At 59.9% G+C, this 17,700-nt stretch carries 15 protein-coding genes; 6 read left to right on the forward strand and 9 right to left on the reverse strand.

The window, feature by feature from the left end; translation table 11 throughout:
* Positions 1-19 precede the first annotated feature (19 nt).
* The 8 genes from ACYZT3_RS27055 to bioB all read right to left on the reverse strand — a co-directional run bounded on the left by ACYZT3_RS27055 (position 20) and on the right by bioB (position 8,525).
* Positions 20-1,309 carry a GGDEF domain-containing protein gene (locus tag ACYZT3_RS27055; RefSeq protein WP_282381408.1) on the reverse strand — a complete coding sequence of 430 codons (1,290 nt, stop codon included), beginning with the start codon at positions 1,307-1,309 and terminating at the stop codon, positions 20-22.
* Between the two features lie 197 nt (positions 1,310-1,506).
* The gene (locus ACYZT3_RS27060; protein ID WP_282381406.1) at positions 1,507-3,312 is read right to left on the reverse strand and encodes a phenylacyl-CoA dehydrogenase; all 1,806 of its coding nucleotides are present in this window, start codon (positions 3,310-3,312) and stop codon (positions 1,507-1,509) included.
* Between the two features lie 277 nt (positions 3,313-3,589).
* On the reverse strand, positions 3,590-3,886 hold the full coding sequence (locus ACYZT3_RS27065) for a pyrroloquinoline quinone biosynthesis protein PqqE (protein WP_150658478.1): 297 nt from the start codon (positions 3,884-3,886) through the stop codon (positions 3,590-3,592).
* Between the two features lie 121 nt (positions 3,887-4,007).
* Positions 4,008-4,688, reverse strand: a complete 681-nt coding sequence (bioD, locus tag ACYZT3_RS27070; RefSeq protein WP_462031104.1) for a dethiobiotin synthase — start codon at positions 4,686-4,688, stop codon at positions 4,008-4,010.
* A complete protein-coding gene (gene bioC, locus ACYZT3_RS27075; RefSeq protein WP_282381394.1) occupies positions 4,688-5,497 on the reverse strand; it encodes a malonyl-ACP O-methyltransferase BioC in 810 nt (269 codons plus the stop codon). The genes bioD and bioC overlap by 1 nt, the downstream gene beginning before the upstream one ends.
* Positions 5,490-6,221 (reverse strand): alpha/beta fold hydrolase, encoded by a 732-nt coding sequence (locus ACYZT3_RS27080; protein WP_282381392.1) that lies wholly within the window; start codon positions 6,219-6,221, stop codon positions 5,490-5,492. The genes bioC and ACYZT3_RS27080 overlap by 8 nt, the downstream gene beginning before the upstream one ends.
* Positions 6,214-7,392 (reverse strand): 8-amino-7-oxononanoate synthase, encoded by a 1,179-nt coding sequence (gene bioF / locus ACYZT3_RS27085; protein WP_462031105.1) that lies wholly within the window; start codon positions 7,390-7,392, stop codon positions 6,214-6,216. Before bioF ends, ACYZT3_RS27080 begins: the two co-directional genes overlap by 8 nt.
* A gap of 77 nt (positions 7,393-7,469) precedes the next feature.
* Complete coding sequence (gene bioB / locus ACYZT3_RS27090; protein WP_462031106.1) at positions 7,470-8,525, reverse strand: biotin synthase BioB; 1,056 nt, start codon at positions 8,523-8,525, stop codon at positions 7,470-7,472.
* Between the two features lie 91 nt (positions 8,526-8,616).
* On the opposite strand from bioB, the gene ACYZT3_RS27095 reads away from it, so the two are divergent.
* From ACYZT3_RS27095 to rarD, 5 genes are all read left to right on the forward strand, one after another.
* On the forward strand, positions 8,617-9,357 hold the full coding sequence (locus ACYZT3_RS27095) for a ComF family protein (RefSeq protein ID WP_282381386.1): 741 nt from the start codon (positions 8,617-8,619) through the stop codon (positions 9,355-9,357).
* A 63-nt stretch (positions 9,358-9,420) separates the two neighbouring features.
* Complete coding sequence (locus ACYZT3_RS27100) at positions 9,421-10,185, forward strand: TOBE domain-containing protein (RefSeq protein ID WP_282381384.1); 765 nt, start codon at positions 9,421-9,423, stop codon at positions 10,183-10,185.
* Positions 10,186-10,243: 58 nt separating this feature from the next.
* Complete coding sequence (locus ACYZT3_RS27105) at positions 10,244-12,145, forward strand: PhoX family protein (RefSeq protein WP_282381382.1); 1,902 nt, start codon at positions 10,244-10,246, stop codon at positions 12,143-12,145.
* A gap of 114 nt (positions 12,146-12,259) precedes the next feature.
* On the forward strand, positions 12,260-13,234 hold the full coding sequence (locus ACYZT3_RS27110; protein ID WP_282381380.1) for a serine/threonine protein kinase: 975 nt from the start codon (positions 12,260-12,262) through the stop codon (positions 13,232-13,234).
* A gap of 137 nt (positions 13,235-13,371) precedes the next feature.
* On the forward strand, positions 13,372-14,259 hold the full coding sequence (gene rarD, locus ACYZT3_RS27115) for an EamA family transporter RarD (protein WP_282381378.1): 888 nt from the start codon (positions 13,372-13,374) through the stop codon (positions 14,257-14,259).
* 215 nt (positions 14,260-14,474) lie between these two features.
* Here rarD and ACYZT3_RS27120 read toward each other — a convergent pair whose 3' ends face one another.
* Positions 14,475-14,993, reverse strand: a complete 519-nt coding sequence (locus tag ACYZT3_RS27120; RefSeq protein ID WP_282381376.1) for a glycine cleavage system transcriptional repressor — start codon at positions 14,991-14,993, stop codon at positions 14,475-14,477.
* A gap of 479 nt (positions 14,994-15,472) precedes the next feature.
* On the opposite strand from ACYZT3_RS27120, the gene ACYZT3_RS27125 reads away from it, so the two are divergent.
* On the forward strand, positions 15,473-17,650 hold the full coding sequence (locus ACYZT3_RS27125) for a malate synthase G (RefSeq protein WP_462031107.1): 2,178 nt from the start codon (positions 15,473-15,475) through the stop codon (positions 17,648-17,650).
* The last annotated feature ends 50 nt before the right edge of the window (positions 17,651-17,700 follow it).

Below are 17,700 nucleotides of genomic sequence, written 5' to 3' on the forward strand. Positions count from 1 at the left end.
CTGAATGCGTCATCATCACTCAATCATTAGCGGCGTCCATGCGCACCGCGCCACGGCGGTTCTGACCGAACGCCACCACACAGTTTCGCCCCGCTCCCTTGGCGCTGTAGAGCGCCTCGTCAGCGGACTTGAGCACTTTTTCGGGGGTACGCTGCTCCAATCGTTCGGCGACACCAATACTGACGGTGACCGACACACTTGAGGCGCCCGAACCCGCCCGGCGCTGGCGACCTTGCTGGTCATCCTGGGGGCGGCTGTCCTGATTGCGCAGCTGAATGTTGTAGGTGGCGATGGACTCGCGGATGACTTCCAGGTGCGGCATGCACTCTTCTAGGGTCTTGCCCGCGAACACCAGGGCGAATTCCTCACCGCCGTAGCGATATGCCTTACCGCCTCCGCCGATTTTCGACAGTTTGCTGGCGACAAGTCGCAGCACCTGGTCGCCGACATCGTGGCCGTGGGTGTCGTTGAATTTCTTGAAGTGGTCGACGTCGCTCATTGCCAGCACGTAATTGCGCCCCAACCGCTGCATCCGCTCGTTCAAGGCGCGGCGGCCCGGCAGACCGGTAAGCTCGTCACGGAAGGCCATTTGATAGGCCTCATGGGCGACCGCTGCGGCAATCATCAACATCACCTGACTGCACATGATGTTCAGGGTGAACGGCAGGATGAACGTTTTCGGCAACATCCAGAACAACCCGAGCAAGCCCACCAATTGGGCAGCATGCAAGGGTCTCGGGTTGCGCCAGTATTGCCAGGCCAGTAACGCAAACGAGGCGATGAACACTGGATAAGACAACTGGATCAAGCTCATCCAGGCGCCATGCAAGGCTGGCCAACGGATCTGCGACAGCCACATCAACAGCGCTTGTGGGTAACTTTGTTCCAGCCCCAACGCTACGCTACCGAAGGCCATCAATACCGCGAAGCGCGCCACCATGTCCTGGAACAGGTGGGTGCGCTCCTGCCAGGCGGCGAACACGCCAAAGAGCAGCGGCAGCAACAGGCAGCACAGATGGAAGACCACCGCGGCGTCTTCACGGACTTTGCCATTGTCGCGGTAGTAATCCGTCTGGGTGTCGAGCAGGAAGTAGGCGATATACACCGTGACCATCAGAAACAGCTCACGCTGACGTCGGTAAACCGCGCAGTAAGCACCGCCGAGCAACAACACCAGCGTTGGCAGTACGTTGAACAGCGAGGTGAAAAAGACGTTCAGATCCTTCACGTACGCAGCCGCAAGCCCCGCAAGCAAAAGCACTAATGACGGCAGGAAATGGCTGTAACGCACAGCGGAAGAACGCGGCAAGGGTAAAGCTCCAACCCGGCAAACAGGATGGCATTGTGCCTGCTCCTTGAGCAGCATGTCACATCGCCATCCTCTTTAACGGCAGCAAAGGCGTTCTTCTTAGCGTTTTAGTCAGGAATATTTACGCGTTGATATCGCGCACAAAAAAACCGCTGCTCCCGAGGAAACAGCGGCTTTTTTAAGAACTGCGTTAAGGCTTAGTAGCCCAGCGCGAAGTTCTCTTCTTTCATGTCCATCAGGTTGTTGGCGCCCGATAGCATGGTGACAACATGAGTGCGAGTACGCGGCAGGATGCGCTGGAAGTAGAAGCGCGCAGTCTGCAGCTTGGCGGTGTAGAACGCCTCTTCGGTAGTACCGGCAGCCAGTTTCTCGGCAGCCAGACGCGCCATGTCAGCCCAGAAATAAGCCAGGCAGGCGTAACCGGAGTACATCAGGTAGTCCACCGACGCCGCGCCGACTTCTTCGCGGTCTTTCATGGCAGCCATACCGACCTTCATGGTCAGCTCGCCCCACTCTTTGTTCAGTGCAGCCAATGGCTCGACGAACTCTTTGACCGCTTCGTTGCCTTCGTTGGTCTGGCAGAACTTGTGGACGATCTTGGTGAAGCCTTTCAGAGCCTCGCCTTGAGTCATCAGCACTTTACGGCCCAGCAGGTCGAGTGCCTGGATACCGGTGGTGCCTTCGTACAGCATCGAAATGCGGCTGTCGCGAACGTTCTGCTCCATGCCCCACTCGGCGATGAAGCCGTGGCCGCCATAGATTTGTACGCCGTGGTTGGCGGACTCGAAGCCGACTTCAGTCATGAAGGCTTTGGCAATTGGCGTCATGAAAGCCAGCAGTGCGTCGGCTTTCTTCTTCTCTTCTTCGTCCACGCCGTATTTGACGATGTCGACTTGCTTGGCGGTGAAGTAAACCATCGCACGGTTGCCTTCGGCGAAGGCTTTCATGGTCAACAGCATGCGACGTACATCAGGGTGAACGATGATCGGGTCAGCGGCTTTTTCTGGCGCTTTCGGGCCGGTCAGGGAGCGCATTTGCAGACGATCGCGAGCGTATTTCAGGCCGCCCTGGAAGCCAATCTCGGCATGAGCCAGACCTTGCAGCGCAGTCCCCAGGCGTGCGGTGTTCATGAAGGTGAACATGCAGTTCAGGCCTTTGTTTGCCGGGCCGATGAGGAAACCGGTCGCCGCGTCGAAGTTCATCACGCACGTGGCGTTACCGTGGATACCCATCTTGTGTTCCAGGGAACCACAGGTCACGGCGTTGCGAGCGCCGATCGAACCGTCTTCGTTCGGCATGAACTTGGGAACGATGAACAGCGAAATGCCTTTGGTGCCAGCCGGTGCATCCGGCAGGCGTGCCAGCACGATGTGGACGATGTTGTCGGCCATGTCATGTTCGCCGGCCGAGATGAAGATCTTGGTGCCGGATACTTTGTAGGAACCGTCGGCCTGAGGTTCAGCCTTGGTACGCAGCATGCCCAGGTCGGTGCCGCAGTGCGGTTCGGTCAGGCACATAGTGCCGGTCCACTCGCCGGAAACCAGTTTGGTCAGGTAAGCCTCTTGCTGCTCAGGCGTGCCGTGCTCGGAAATGGTGTTCATCGCGCCATGGGACAGGCCTGGGTACATGCCCCACGACCAGTTGGCTTCGCCAACCATTTCGCTGACAGCCAGACCCAGAGACTCCGGCAGGCCCTGGCCACCGTGCTCTACGTCGTGGGCCAGGCTTGGCCAGCCGCCTTCGACGAATTGTTTGTAGGCTTCTTTGAAGCCAGTCGGGGTTTTAACGCCGGACTCGCTCCAGGTGCAACCTTCGGTGTCACCCACGCGGTTCAGCGGAGCCAGCACCTGCTCACAAAACTTGGCGCCTTCTTCGAGAATGGCGTCAACCATGTCTGGAGTTGCGTCCTGGCAAGCCGGAAGGCTCTGATAGTGGGCTTCGTAGCCGAGCAGTTCGTCACGAACGAAGCGAATATCACGCAAGGGGGCCTTGTAGTCAGGCATAGCGATAAACCTCTGCTGATGTAACCGGGAATGAACGACCGTGTTGATTTGTTGTGACGGTCAAACAGTTGTTTGAAACATACGTTTACGCCTAAATCTTGTCAAGCGCCGATCTTTTGCCATTCGTCATCACGCCGTGGGAATACCGGGCACAGCGCAGGGCAACACCGTTGACTGAGCAACACGCTGTGCAGGAAAGATTAGTTGAGCGAGAAAGACTTACGCAGAAAAACGCCGCGAAAAGTCGCGGCGTCGAAGAAGCGGATTGAGCGAGGGATCAGGCGAACGTATCGATCAACGTACCGAGCACTTCGTCGGATGCCTTGGCGACTTTGACACCCAGCTCAACCTGAAATTTACCTTGGGACATCTCGACCATGTTACTGGCCAGGTCCGACTGCTGACTGCGATCTACCGAACGCAGACGATCAACCTGAGCCTCGGAAGACTGGCTGGTCACCGAGCGCTCGATCGTCGTGTTGGCGATCTGGCCAGAGGCTTGATCGACACGGTTCTGCCCTGTCTGAATAGTGCTCAGACCGGCATAAAAAGCGGTGTTTCCTGAGATTTCCATGGGGGAACTCGTCCTTGCAAAGGATCAACAGCAGCCATTGAACCAGACCCGCCGGCAAAAGGCCCGACAAAAACACTAATGGCACAGTGCCTTGTCATAGTTAAAGCCCACCCAAAAAATTTCAGTCCAGCAAATCCAGTTGAAGATGCTCGGCCACCGCCTCGGCGGTCACCAACTTGAGTTTCGGCACCCGCCCCAGGCACGGTGCCGGGATCCGCTCGGCCAGGGTCGCAAGGTTTTCTTCCAGACGTGAAGTCTTCGCATCAATGATATTGGCCACCCACCCCGCCAACTGCAAACCGTCCTGAGCAATTGCCTCGGCCGTCAGCAGCGCATGGTTGATGCAACCCAGGCGCACACCCACCACCAGGATCACCGGCAGATCCAGCGCCATCGCCAGGTCCGACAGATTATCCTGATCTGCCAAAGGCACCCGCCAGCCGCCAGCACCTTCGATCAAGGTAAAATCCGCCTGCATATTGAGAATTTCCCGCATGGGCGCCAACAATGATTGCACCGTCAATGCCACACCGGCCTCCCGTGCCGCCAGATGCGGAGCGATGGCGGGCTCGAACGCCACAGGGTTGACCTGTGCATAAGTCAAAGGCACCGAACACTCCGCCAGCAACGCCAATGCATCGGCATTGCGCAAGCCCTTGGGCGTCACATCGCAACCGGAGGCGACCGGCTTGCCCGCCGCCGTACTCAATCCCGCCAACCGCGCGGCATGCAGCAAGCCTGCGGCAACCGTGGTCTTGCCAACATCGGTGTCCGTACCGGTGATGAAATACGCTGCGCTCATTAGGGTTTCTCCAAAACGGCGTACACCACTTGATAAGTCGCCGGCAGACCTTCGGCCTGACGAAATTGCTCATAAGCCTCGATCAAGCCGAGGATCCGCGCCCTGCCGGTCAAACCACCCGGCCGACCGGGGTTCAGGTTGTGCGCGCCCAGCGCCTTGAGTTCATGGGTCAGGCTGCGCACATCCGGGTAATGCGACACGTGCGGTCGGGTTTCCAGGCTTGCGACGCTCAAACCGCTGGCCGCGCACAGCTGTTGATAAACCCCGAACTCGCGGAAGCGGTTGACGTGCACCATGCCGTCCACCTGACGCCAGCTGTCACGCAGCTCAAACAACGTGCCCACGCACAGACTAGCAAACGCGAAAATTCCGCCCGGTTTCAGCACCCGATGCGCCTCACTGAGCACCGAGGCGAAGTCTGCACACCACTGCACCGCCAGGCTGGAGAAGATCAAATCGCAGGTCGAATCCTGCAACGGCAACCGCTCGGCATCGCCTGCGATGAAATGCGTTGCCCCCCCCAATGGCCGGGCGTGATTGAGCATGCCTTCGGCGATATCCAATGCCAGTCCGTTACTGGCAGGAAATCGCTCGCCCAATGCACGGCTGAAATGCCCGGTGCCGCAGCCCAGGTCCAGCCAGACACCCGGCACAAAGTCCGCTGGCAAACGACTCGACAATTCACTGCCAACATCACGCTGCAATTCGGCCACGCTGTCATAGCTCGCCGCCGCGCGGGAAAAGGATGCCGCCACCTGGCGTTTGTCGGGCAAGCCGCCGGGCAGGTTGGGAAGGGATAAATCAGTCATCACCGAACTCATGCAAAAAGGCCTGGATCGCCCCCGCCACACCGTGGGGGTCTTCCAGGAGAAACGCGTGACTGGCCTGTTCAATCAGACCGATTTCGACGTCCGGCAGTAGCGCCAAAAGCTCCCCGGCAGCTTCTGCCGGGACTAGCCCGTCGAGGCCGGCGAACAAATGCAGTTGCGGCCCTTGAAAGTCCAGTAAGGCCTGACGCGTGCCCAACCCACCCAACAGTTCCAAGCCACTGAGCAGCACAGGTGCCGTAGTTTTGGGGGCTGCCGCTAATAAAAGCCGAGCAAGCGACCGCGGGTCAGTAGATCCTTGGGAGCAAAGCAGGCTGAAGCGTTTCAAGGTCGCGCCTGGGTCAAGACGACAGGCGTTAAGGAACGCAGTGAAATCCTCTTCGTGCATGGCATTGGTCCAGCCAGCCCAAGCCACGAAGCTTGGATTGCTCGCCAGCGTCAGCAAGCCGCAGCAACGATCGCCGCGCCGCGCCGCCAACTCGGAAGCGAGCATACCGCCCAGGGACCAGCCACCGAGCCAGACATCCTGTGGCACCGTCGAATCCAACTCATCAAGCCACTCCTCAAGATCGCTTGATTCCAGTTCCGGCAACGGTTCGATCTCGACCCGCAGGTGTTCATCCAGCCCTTGTAACGCGGCCGCCAAGGGCTCCAGAGGAGAAATCCCGAGACCCCAGCCGGGTAGCAGAATCAAACGATTACGCATGGCTTGGCTCCGGTCCAAGTTGTTGAAAACAATCGGCCAGTCCCTTTAACAATAGCTGCACCTGCGCCTCGCTGTGGGCGGCGGTCAGGGTCACGCGCAGACGAGCGCTGCCGGCGGGCACGGTCGGTGGGCGGATCGCCGTCACCATCAGACCGCGTTCGCGCAACATCTGCGACAGTCGAACCGCACGCCCGGCATCGCCGATCATGATCGGTTGGATCGGCGTGAAGCTGTCCATCAACTCCAGGCCGATCTGCTCGGCACCGTGGCGGAATTGGCAGATCAGCGTTTTCAGATGCTCACGTCGCCAGTGTTCGCTACGCAGCAGTTCAAGGCTTTTCAGCGTCGCGCAAGCCAGCGCCGGCGGCTGGCTGGTGGTGTAAATGTAGGGACGGGCGAACTGGATCAGGCTCTCGATCAGCTCCTCGCTGCCAGCCACAAAAGCCCCGGCCGTACCGAACGCCTTGCCGAGGGTGCCGACCAATACCGGCACGTCTTCCTGACTCAGGCCGAAATGCTCGACAATCCCGCCGCCATGGGCGCCCAGCGGACCAAACCCGTGAGCGTCATCGACCATCAACCATGCACCTTGGGCTTTTGCCTCCCGAGCCAGCGCCGGCAGGTCGGCGATGTCGCCGTCCATGCTGAACACGCCGTCGGTGACGATCAGAGTGTTGCCGGTCGCCTTCTCGAGACGCTTGGCCAGACTCGCCGCGTCGTTGTGCAGGTAGCGATTGAAGCGCGCACCGGACAACAGCCCCGCATCCAGCAACGACGCGTGATTGAGCCGGTCTTCCAGCACCGTATCGCCCTGCCCGACCAGCGCGGTGACCGCGCCGAGGTTGGCCATGTACCCCGTGGTGAACAACAGCGCGCGCGGGCGACCGGTGAAATCGGCCAAGGCCTCTTCCAGCGCGTGATGCGGGCTGCTGTGGCCGATGACCAAATGCGACGCCCCGCCGCCGACGCCCCAACGAGTTGCTCCGGCGCGCCAGGCTTCGATCACTTGCGGGTGATTGGCGAGGCCCAGGTAGTCGTTGTTACAGAACGCCAGCAACGGCTGACCATCAACCACCACTTCCGGGCCTTGAGGGCTTTCGAGCAATGGGCGATGGCGATAAAGATTTTCGGCACGACGGGCAGCAAGGCGCGCGGCGAGATCGAAAGACATGCAGGCCTCGCGAGTAAGAAAAAACACACGATCCCTGTAGGAACGCCGAACCGCTCGCTCCTACAGGGCGGGGGAAGTCAGACCGCAGCGTTATAAAACTGCTCGCTGCTCTTCTGCTCAACCAACGCCTGCTCGATAGCCGCCTGATGGACTTCGTCAGCGTGCTCTTCGCGCGCTTCCGGCAGGATCCCTAAGCGCCCGAACAGTTGCATGTCCTTGTCGGCCTGCGGGTTGGCGGTGGTCAGCAATTTATCGCCGTAGAAAATCGAGTTGGCACCGGCGAAGAACGCCAGGGCCTGCATCTGCTCGTTCATCGCTTCGCGGCCGGCGGACAGGCGCACGTGGGATTGCGGCATCAGGATGCGGGCGACAGCAAGCATGCGGATGAAGTCGAACGGGTCGATATCGTCGGCGTTTTCCAGCGGCGTACCGGCGACTTTCACCAGCATGTTGATTGGCACCGACTCAGGATGCTCTGGCAGGTTGGCCAGCTGGATCAGCAGATTGGCGCGGTCATCAAGCGACTCGCCCATGCCGAGGATCCCGCCGGAGCAGATCTTCATTCCCGAGTCACGCACGTAAGCCAGGGTTTGCAGGCGCTCACTGTAAGTACGGGTGGTGATGATGCTGCCGTAGAACTCAGGCGAGGTATCGAGGTTGTGGTTGTAGTAGTCGAGGCCGGCTTGGGCCAGCGCTTCGGTCTGATCCTGATCCAGACGACCGAGGGTCATGCAGGTTTCCAGGCCCATGGCTTTCACGCCTTTGACCATTTCCAGTACATACGGCATGTCTTTAACCGACGGGTGCTTCCACGCCGCGCCCATGCAGAAACGGGTCGAACCGATGGCCTTGGCGCGAGCGGCCTCTTCGAGGACCTTCTGCACTTCCATCAGTTTTTCTTTTTCCAGGCCGGTGTTGTAGTGACCGGACTGCGGACAATATTTGCAATCTTCCGGGCAGGCGCCGGTTTTGATCGACAGCAGCGTCGACACCTGGACCCGGTTGGCGTCGAAATGTGCGCGGTGCACCGTCTGCGCCTGGAACAACAGGTCGTTGAATGGCTGAACGAAGAGTGCTTTGACTTCGGCCAAAGACCAGTCATGACGCAGGGTTGCAGTGGTGCTGGCGCTCATGGGCGTTTCCTTGTTTTATGCATGGCTTGCGGCTGGGGAATGGAATACCCACAGACGCGACACGGATGTTCGGCATATTTAAGGAAGAGCGATGCGCTGTCAACCACGATACGCAGGACCGGTCTACATCTGGTTAAACAATGACCAACACTGTTTACTCTGCAGTGAAGCAACCGAAGGACCCACGCCCATCTGCATGGCGTGCGAAACCGATCTGCCCTGGCTTGGCGATCATTGCCAAACCTGCGCGCTGCCGCTGCCCACCGCAGGCCTGACCTGTGGCCAATGCCTGAAACAACCGCCCGCCTTCGAGCGAGTGGCCGCGCCATGGACGTACAGCTTTCCGGTAGACACGTTGATCATGCGCTTCAAACATTCTGCGAAGTGGCCGTTTGGCCGCCTGCTCGCCGAACTTCTCGCGCAATTCCTGCAAAATTGCTTCGATGAGGATCTAGAACGGCCCGACGCTCTGGTCCCGGTGCCGCTGGCCGCCAGGCGCCTGCGCCAACGGGGTTTCAATCAGGCCGCAATGCTGGCCCGCTGGCTCAGCGCCAGCCTCGACATTCCTTGTGATGAAACGCTGCTGTTGAGGATTCAGGACACCCGCGCGCAACAGGAGCTGAATGCCGACGCCCGCAAAAAAAACCTGCGCAATGCCTTCACTCTTACGCCCGATGCGTCCATCAAGGGTCGACATTTGGCAGTGGTCGACGACGTGCTCACCACCGGCGCCACAGCCCAGGCCCTCGCTCGGCTGTTGATGGACGCCGGCGCTGCGCGGGTGGACGTCTATTGCCTGGCCCGCACACCCAAACCCGGCGATGTGCCCTGACTTGACTCCCGGGCCCCAAGCCGCCAACGTCCTTCTCATCGCCACAGCCCAAAGCGTCTTGCCATGTCCTTGCCTACGTTGTTGTCCCAGCACATCGTCCGTCGTCCACAGCGCATCGCGTTACTGCAGCACATCGCCGAACAGGGCTCGATCACCCGCGCCGCCAAAAGCGCGGGCCTGAGTTACAAAGCGGCCTGGGACGCCATCGATGAGTTGAACAACCTCGCGCAAAAACCGTTGGTGGAGCGCAGTGTCGGCGGTAAGGGCGGTGGCGGCGCCAAACTCTCCAGCGAAGGCGAGCGCGTATTGCGCCTGTATCAAAAGCTGCAAGCCTTGCAGGCTCAGGTGCTGGAAGCCGCCGAAGATGCCAGCGACTTGGACCTGCTCGGTCGGCTGATGCTCAGAACCAGCGCGCGCAATCAATTGCATGGCAAGGTTGTGGCGATCGATAACCAAGGGCACAACGACCGGATTCGTCTTGAATTGGCAGAAGGCTTGACCATCGATGCGCAGATCACCCACGACAGCACTCTGCGGCTGGAATTGGAAACCGGCACCGAAGTGGTCGCCCTGATCAAGGCTGGTTGGCTCGACCTGCTGGGTATCGAGGACGACGCAACGCCGGGACACAATTGCCTGGCGGGCATCATCGAAGAAATTCTCGACGCCGAGAACGGCCCCAGCGAAGTGCGCGTCGGCTTGCCCAACGGCCAGACACTGTGCGCGCTGGCCGAACCGCTGCACTTGAAAACCCTCGGCCTCGCCGCCGATAAACCGGTGCGGGTGCAATTCGCGCCGTCCAACATCTTGCTCGGTACACCGCTCTGAAACATTAGCGTCATTAACGCGCTTTAAGGTGACTGCAAAAACCCGCAGGGAGCTTGATATGAGCCTATTAGAAGACAACCAATCCACCGACCTCGAGAATATGGTCGGCCTCAGCCGTCGAGGCTTCATCAGCGCCGGCGCCCTTTGCGGTGCAGCAATGTTCCTGGGTGGCAACCTGCTGAGCCGCAGCGTGCTGGCCGCCAGCGTCAGCGCCGGCTCCAGCAAACTGTTGGGTTTTGACAGTATTTCCGCCGCCACCAGCGACGCCATCAGCCTGCCGCCAGGCTACACATCTTCGGTGTTGATCAGCTGGGGGCAGCCCCTGCAGAACAACGGCCCGGCGTTCGACGCGAGTGGCAACGGCACGGCCGAGCATCAGGAAATCCAGTTCGGCGACAACAACGACGGCATGAGCCTGTTCGAATTCCCCGATGACAACAACCGGGCGCTGATGGCGATCAACAACGAATACACCAACTATCGCTACCTCTACGCTCACGGCGGCATGCCGCAGTCGGCTGCAGACGTGCGCAAGGCGTTGGCCTGTGAAGGCGTGTCAGTGATCGAAGTGCAGCGCAAGAACGGCCAGTGGCATTTCGTCCAGGGCTCGCGCTACAACCGGCGCATTCACGGCAACGCGCCGATCAGTCTGAGCGGCCCGGCCGCTGGCCACGAGCTGTTGAAAACCAGTGCCGACCCACACGGCAAGAACGTCCTTGGCACCTTCCAGAACTGCGCCAACGGCAAGACGCCGTGGGGCACGTATCTGACCTGCGAAGAGAACTTCACCGACTGCTTTGGCAGCAGTAATGCCGAGCAAAAGTTCGACGCCGCGCAGAAACGCTACGGCGCGGTGGCGGCCAGCAAAGAGATCAACTGGCACCCGCACGACGAGCGCTTCGACTTGGCGAAAAACCCCAACGAACTCAACCGTCACGGCTGGGTGGTGGAAATCGACCCGTTCGACCCGCAATCGACGCCAGTCAAACGCACCGCGCTGGGTCGTTTCAAACATGAAAACGCCGCCCTTGCCGAAACCAATGACGGTCACGCCGTGGTGTACATGGGCGACGACGAGCGCGGCGAGTTCATCTACAAATTCGTCAGCCGCGACAAGATCAACCACAAAAACCCCAAGGCCAACCGCGACCTGCTGGACCACGGCACTCTGTACGTGGCGCGTTTCGACGCGGGTGACGGCAATGCCGATCACCCGAAAGGCCAGGGCGAGTGGGTCGAGCTGACCCACGGCAAAAACGGCCTCGACGCCAGCAGCGGTTTTGCCAGTCAGGCCGAAGTGCTGATTCACGCGCGCCTCGCGGCCACGGTGGTGAAAGCCACGCGTATGGACCGTCCGGAGTGGATCGTCGTCAGCCCCAAGGATGGCCAGGTGTATTGCACGCTGACCAACAACGCCAAGCGTGGCGAGGATGGCCAGCCGGTGGGCGGACCTAACCCGCGCGAGAAAAACGTCTATGGGCAGATTCTGCGCTGGCGCACCGACCGTGACGATCACGGTGCCAAAAGCTTTTCCTGGGATCTGTTCGTGGTCGCCGGTAACCCGGGCGTCCACGCCGGCACGCCGAAGGGCGGTTCGTCGAACATCACGCCACAGAACATGTTCAACAGCCCGGATGGGTTGGCTTTCGATGATGCCGGACGGTTGTGGATTCAAACCGATGGCGACTCGAGCAATGCCGGTGATTTCGCGGGTATGGGCAACAATCAGATGCTCTGCGCTGACCCGGTAACCGGAGAGATTCGGCGCTTCATGGTCGGGCCGGTGGGCTGTGAGGTGACGGGGATCAGCTTCTCGCCCGACCAGAAAACCTTGTTTGTCGGGATTCAGCATCCGGGGGAGAACGGTGGGTCGACGTTCCCTGAGCATCTGCCGAATGGCAAGCCACGGTCTTCGGTGATGGCGATTTCCCGGGAAGATGGCGGGATCGTCGGCGCCTGACCGGGCCTCTTGATGATCGTTCCCACGCTGCGTGGGAACGATCCCACTAAAGAAGCCCCGTCTGCGCTACCATGCTTGGCCGGACGCGGCAGCCTGCCGCGCGCAGGAGTCAGCATGGCCCACCCGTTTGCAACCCTCACCCCAGACCTCGTGCTCGATGCCGTCGAAAGCATTGGCTTTCTCAGCGACGCGCGCATTCTGGCGCTCAACAGCTATGAGAACCGTGTCTATCAGGTCGGCATCGAAGACTCCGAGCCGCTGATCGCCAAGTTCTACCGTCCGCAGCGCTGGACCAACGAAGCGATTCTCGAAGAGCACCAATTCACCTTCGAACTCGCCGAGTGCGACGTGCCGGTGGTCGCGCCGATGATTCACAACGGTGCCAGCCTGCATGAACACGCCGGTTTCCGATTCACCCTGTTCCCCCGCCGTGGTGGCCGTGCGCCAGAGCCTGGCAATCTCGATCAGCTGTATCGCCTGGGGCAACTGCTCGGTCGCCTGCACGCCGTCGGCGCTACAAAGCCGTTCGAACACCGCGAAGCGCTGGGCGTGAAGAATTTCGGTCATGACTCGCTGACGACATTGCTCGAAGGGAATTTCATACCGCGCAGTTTGCTGCCAGCCTACGAGTCGGTGGCCCGCGACCTGCTCAAGCGTGTGGAAGAGGTTTACAACGTTACGCCGCACAAGAACATCCGCATGCACGGCGACTGCCACCCCGGCAACATGATGTGCCGCGACGAGATGTTCCATATCGTCGACCTGGACGACTGTCGCATGGGCCCGGCGGTGCAGGACATCTGGATGATGCTCGCCGGTGATCGTCAGGAATGTCTCGGTCAGTTGTCGGAATTGATGGACGGCTACAGTGAGTTCCACGACTTCGATCCGCGGGAACTCGCGTTGATCGAACCCCTGCGCGCCTTGCGCCTGATGCACTACAGCGCCTGGCTCGCCCGCCGCTGGGACGACCCGGCATTCCCGCACAGTTTTCCGTGGTTCGGCACGGAGCGGTATTGGGGTGATCAAGTGTTGGCGTTGCGCGAACAACTGGCCGCACTCAACGAAGAGCCATTAAAACTTTTCTGACAACCGCATCTCCTGTAGGAGCGAGGCTTGCCCGCGAAGAACGATAACGCGGACTGCCTGATATACCGCGCTATCCTTCTTCGCGGGCAAGCCTCGCTCCTACAAGGGATTGTTAGCTGCCTAAGCAAGGATTCTGCATGCAAGCCGCCAACCCGCGTCGCGGGTACATCCTGGGCCTGAGTGCCTACATCATCTGGGGACTTTTCCCGCTCTACTTCAAAGCCATCGCCAACGTGCCCGCCGTGGAGATCATCATCCACCGCGTGCTCTGGTCCGCGCTGTTCGGCGCCTTGCTACTGATGGTGTGGAAACATCCGGGCTGGTGGCGCGAGTTGCGTGACAACCCGAAACGCCTGGCGATCCTGGCCCTGAGCGGCACGCTGATTGCGGCCAACTGGCTGACCTACGTCTGGTCGGTGAACAACGGGCGCATGCTCGAGGCCAGCCTCGGTTACTACATCAACCCGCTGGTGAACGTGCTGTTGGGCATGCTGATCCTTGGCGAACGGCTGCGGCGCATGCAATGGCTGGCGGTTGGGCTCGCGGCGGTTGGCGTTGCGCAACAGGTCTGGCAAGTCGGCAGCCTGCCGTGGGTGTCACTGGTGCTGGCGCTGACCTTCGGTTTTTACGGACTGATCCGCAAGCAGGCACCGGTCAAAGCATTACCTGGACTGGTGGTGGAAACCTGGATGCTGGTGCCGATTGCCGTCGCGTGGTTGCTGTTCAACCCCACCGCGAGCAGCGCTCAAGCCGAATTCTGGACCACGTCCGAAGCCTGGTGGCTGGTGGCCGCCGGTCCGGTGACGCTGGTGCCGCTGGTGTGTTTCAACGCCGCTGCACGGCATTTGCCTTACACGACGCTGGGATTTCTCCAGTACTTGGCGCCGACGCTGGTATTGCTGCAAGCCGTTCTGCTGTTTGATGAACACTTGTCATCCAGCACCCTCGTGGCGTTCATCTTTATCTGGGCTGGCCTGGCGGTTTACAGCGTCGATGCGATGATAAGTTTGCGTCGCCGCCGCTGATCAAAAAACACACAAACCCCTGCAGGCCTCGGTTCCCGTGGCCTGTACCGATCCGTCCCAAGGTTATCCACAGCGTGATCCCCGGCGTTTGTGCGCAAGTCCCTGAAACTGCTGGTTTTTTGATCATATTCTGAAGAGCCCCGGCCGACGTGGCCTGGCGGGCTGTCTCTACAGGTTATCCACAGGCAGGTGCACGTATAACTTGGATAACCTTTTCAGGATTCACTGCGCAGTACCAATTCGACCATCAAATCGTCCGCCAGGGTTTCCAGTCGCGATTGCAACACGTCCAGAGACAGCGTCAGCGGCACGGCGAGAATCGCTTCAGCGTGGAACAAAGGCTCGCTGCTCATCGGCGCCGGACGTACTTCGGTCACCAGACGCTCCAGGTTCACCCCCTGCTCACTCAGCAAACGCGTGATGTCGCGCACGATCCCAGGGCGATCATTGCCCACCAATTCCATGGCAATCGGCTTCCAGGTGCACGATTGCTCGATGCCGCTTTCGGCAATCAGCACGCGAATGCCATGGGCGGACAACGCCTGTAGGGCATCCACCAGTTCATCGTAGGCCTCGGCCGGCACGCCCACACGAAGAATCCCGGCGAACTGCCCGGCCATGCGTGACATCCGACTTTCCAGCCAGTTACCGCCGTGCTCGGCAATGCACTGGGCGATGCGCTCGACCTGCCCTGGCTTGTCTGGAGCGAATACAGTGAGTACGAGGTGGTCCATGGCGCAGCCCTCTTGTCATGACTTTTGTTATAGAAGACCAAGTATAGGCAAGGGGCGGGAATCGGCTCGGCGCCTCGGAAAACCAAAGCGCCATAGCAGTGAACCGAAGATTATGTGTACAAGTTTTTATATTTAACTGGAACAATCCAATAGTTTTTTGAGAACATCCCGCTCCCCGACATGACTGCAATGCGTCATAGGGTCGCAGAACGACGTAATTAGTCTAATTTTCACAACCGCAATTCATCATGTAGTATGCCGCAGCGCGCACTACATAACGTTGGATCGATGTCTGCCACAGGCACAGTCGCAACCCTGAAAGCCCCGTCAGCAAGGCATCCAAGCCGTTGATTGGACCTAACCCAGCCGCCCGAACGGGCATGTACTGGCAGACGGGTTTGTGGTTTAAATGGCCAGAGGCTTCATTGTCAAAATTGAAGAGCTGAAAAGCGAAATAGCTGAGCAGAGTGAGGCAAGCAATGACTGAACACGTTCAAGTCGGTGGCCTGCAGGTCGCCAAAGTCCTGTTCGACTTCGTGAACAACGAAGCCATTCCCGGTACCGGCCTCACCGCCGATAAGTTCTGGGCCGGTGCCGACAAGGTCATTCATGACCTGGCGCCGAAGAACAAAGCCCTACTCGCCAAACGCGATGATTTCAAGGCTCGTATCGATGGCTGGCACCAATCCCGTGCCGGTCAACCACACGACGCCGTGGCCTATAAAGCCTTCTTGCAAGACATCGGTTATCTGCTGCCAGAAGCGGCTGATTTCCAGGCAACGACGCAAAACGTCGATGACGAAATCGCCCGCATGGCCGGTCCACAGCTCGTGGTCCCGGTGATGAACGCCCGCTTCGCGCTCAATGCCTCGAACGCCCGTTGGGGTTCGCTGTATGACGCGCTCTACGGCACCGACGCCATCAGCGAGGCTGACGGCGCGGAAAAAGGCAAAGGCTACAACAAGGTTCGCGGTGACAAGGTCATCGCCTTCGCCCGCGCCTTCCTCGACGAAGCGGCGCCATTGGCTGCCGGTACTCACGTCGATTCCACCGCCTACAAGATCGTTGACGGCAAACTGGTGGTCGCCCTTAAAGGCGGCAGCAACACCGGCCTGCGCGACGATGCCCAACTGATCGGTTTCCACGGCGATGCAGCCGCACCGACCGCGATCCTGCTGAAGAACAACGGCCTGCACTTCGAAATCCAGGTCGACGCCAGCACCCCGGTCGGCCAGACCGACGCTGCCGGTGTCAAAGACATCCTGATGGAAGCCGCGCTGACCACCATCATGGACTGCGAAGACTCCGTCGCCGCCGTCGATGCCGATGACAAAGTGGTGATCTACCGCAACTGGCTTGGCCTGATGAAGGGCGATCTGTCGGAAGAAGTCTCCAAGGGCGGTCAGACCTTTACCCGCACCATGAACGCCGACCGCACTTACACCGGTGTCGATGGTAAAGAACTGAGCCTGCACGGTCGTTCGTTGTTATTCGTGCGTAACGTTGGTCACCTGATGACCATCGACGCAATCCTCGATAAGGACGGCAATGAAGTGCCGGAAGGCATTCTCGACGGCCTGGTCACCAGCCTTGCGGCGATCCACAGCCTCAACGGCAACAACTCGCGTAAGAACAGCCGCACTGGCTCGGTCTACATCGTAAAACCGAAGATGCACGGCCCGGAAGAAGCGGCGTTCACCAACGAGCTGTTCGGTCGCATCGAAGAAGTACTCGGTCTGCCGCGCAACACGCTGAAAGTCGGGATCATGGACGAGGAACGCCGTACCACGGTCAACCTCAAGGCCTGCATCAAGGCTGCCAGCGAGCGGGTAGTGTTCATCAACACCGGTTTCCTCGACCGTACCGGTGATGAAATCCACACCTCCATGGAAGCCGGCCCGATGGTGCGCAAGGCGGACATGAAGGCTGAGAAGTGGATCGGCGCCTATGAGAACTGGAACGTCGATATCGGTTTGAGCACCGGCCTGCAAGGTCGCGCGCAGATCGGTAAAGGCATGTGGGCCATGCCGGACCTGATGGCAGCGATGCTCGAACAGAAAATCGCTCACCCGATGGCCGGCGCCAACACCGCTTGGGTTCCGTCGCCGACCGCTGCTGCGCTGCACGCGCTGCACTACCACAAGGTCGACGTGTTCGCCCGTCAGGCCGAACTGGCCAAACGCGCGCGCGCTTCGGTGGATGACATCCTGACCATCCCGTTGGCCGTCAATCCAGACTGGACTGCAGAGCAGATCAAGAACGAACTGGACAATAACGCCCAGGGCATTCTCGGTTACGTGGTGCGCTGGATCGACCAGGGCGTCGGTTGCTCGAAAGTGCCGGACATCAATGACATCGGCCTGATGGAAGACCGTGCGACGCTGCGGATTTCCAGCCAGCACATCGCCAACTGGCTGCGCCACGGCATCGTCACCGAAGACCAGGTCATGGAAAGCCTCAAGCGCATGGCGCCAGTGGTTGACCGTCAGAACGCCAATGACGCGCTGTATCGTCCGCTGGCACCGAACTTCGACAGCAACATCGCCTTCCAGGCGGCGGTCGAACTGGTGGTCGAAGGCACGAAACAGCCGAACGGCTACACCGAGCCGGTTCTGCACCGTCGCCGCCGCGAGTTCAAGGCTGCCAATGGCCTGTAACTGAGCGCTGACGCGGGACAAAAAAAGCCCTGATCGAAAGATCAGGGCTT

It is taken from the genome of Pseudomonas sp. MDT1-16 (genome assembly GCF_054898115.1).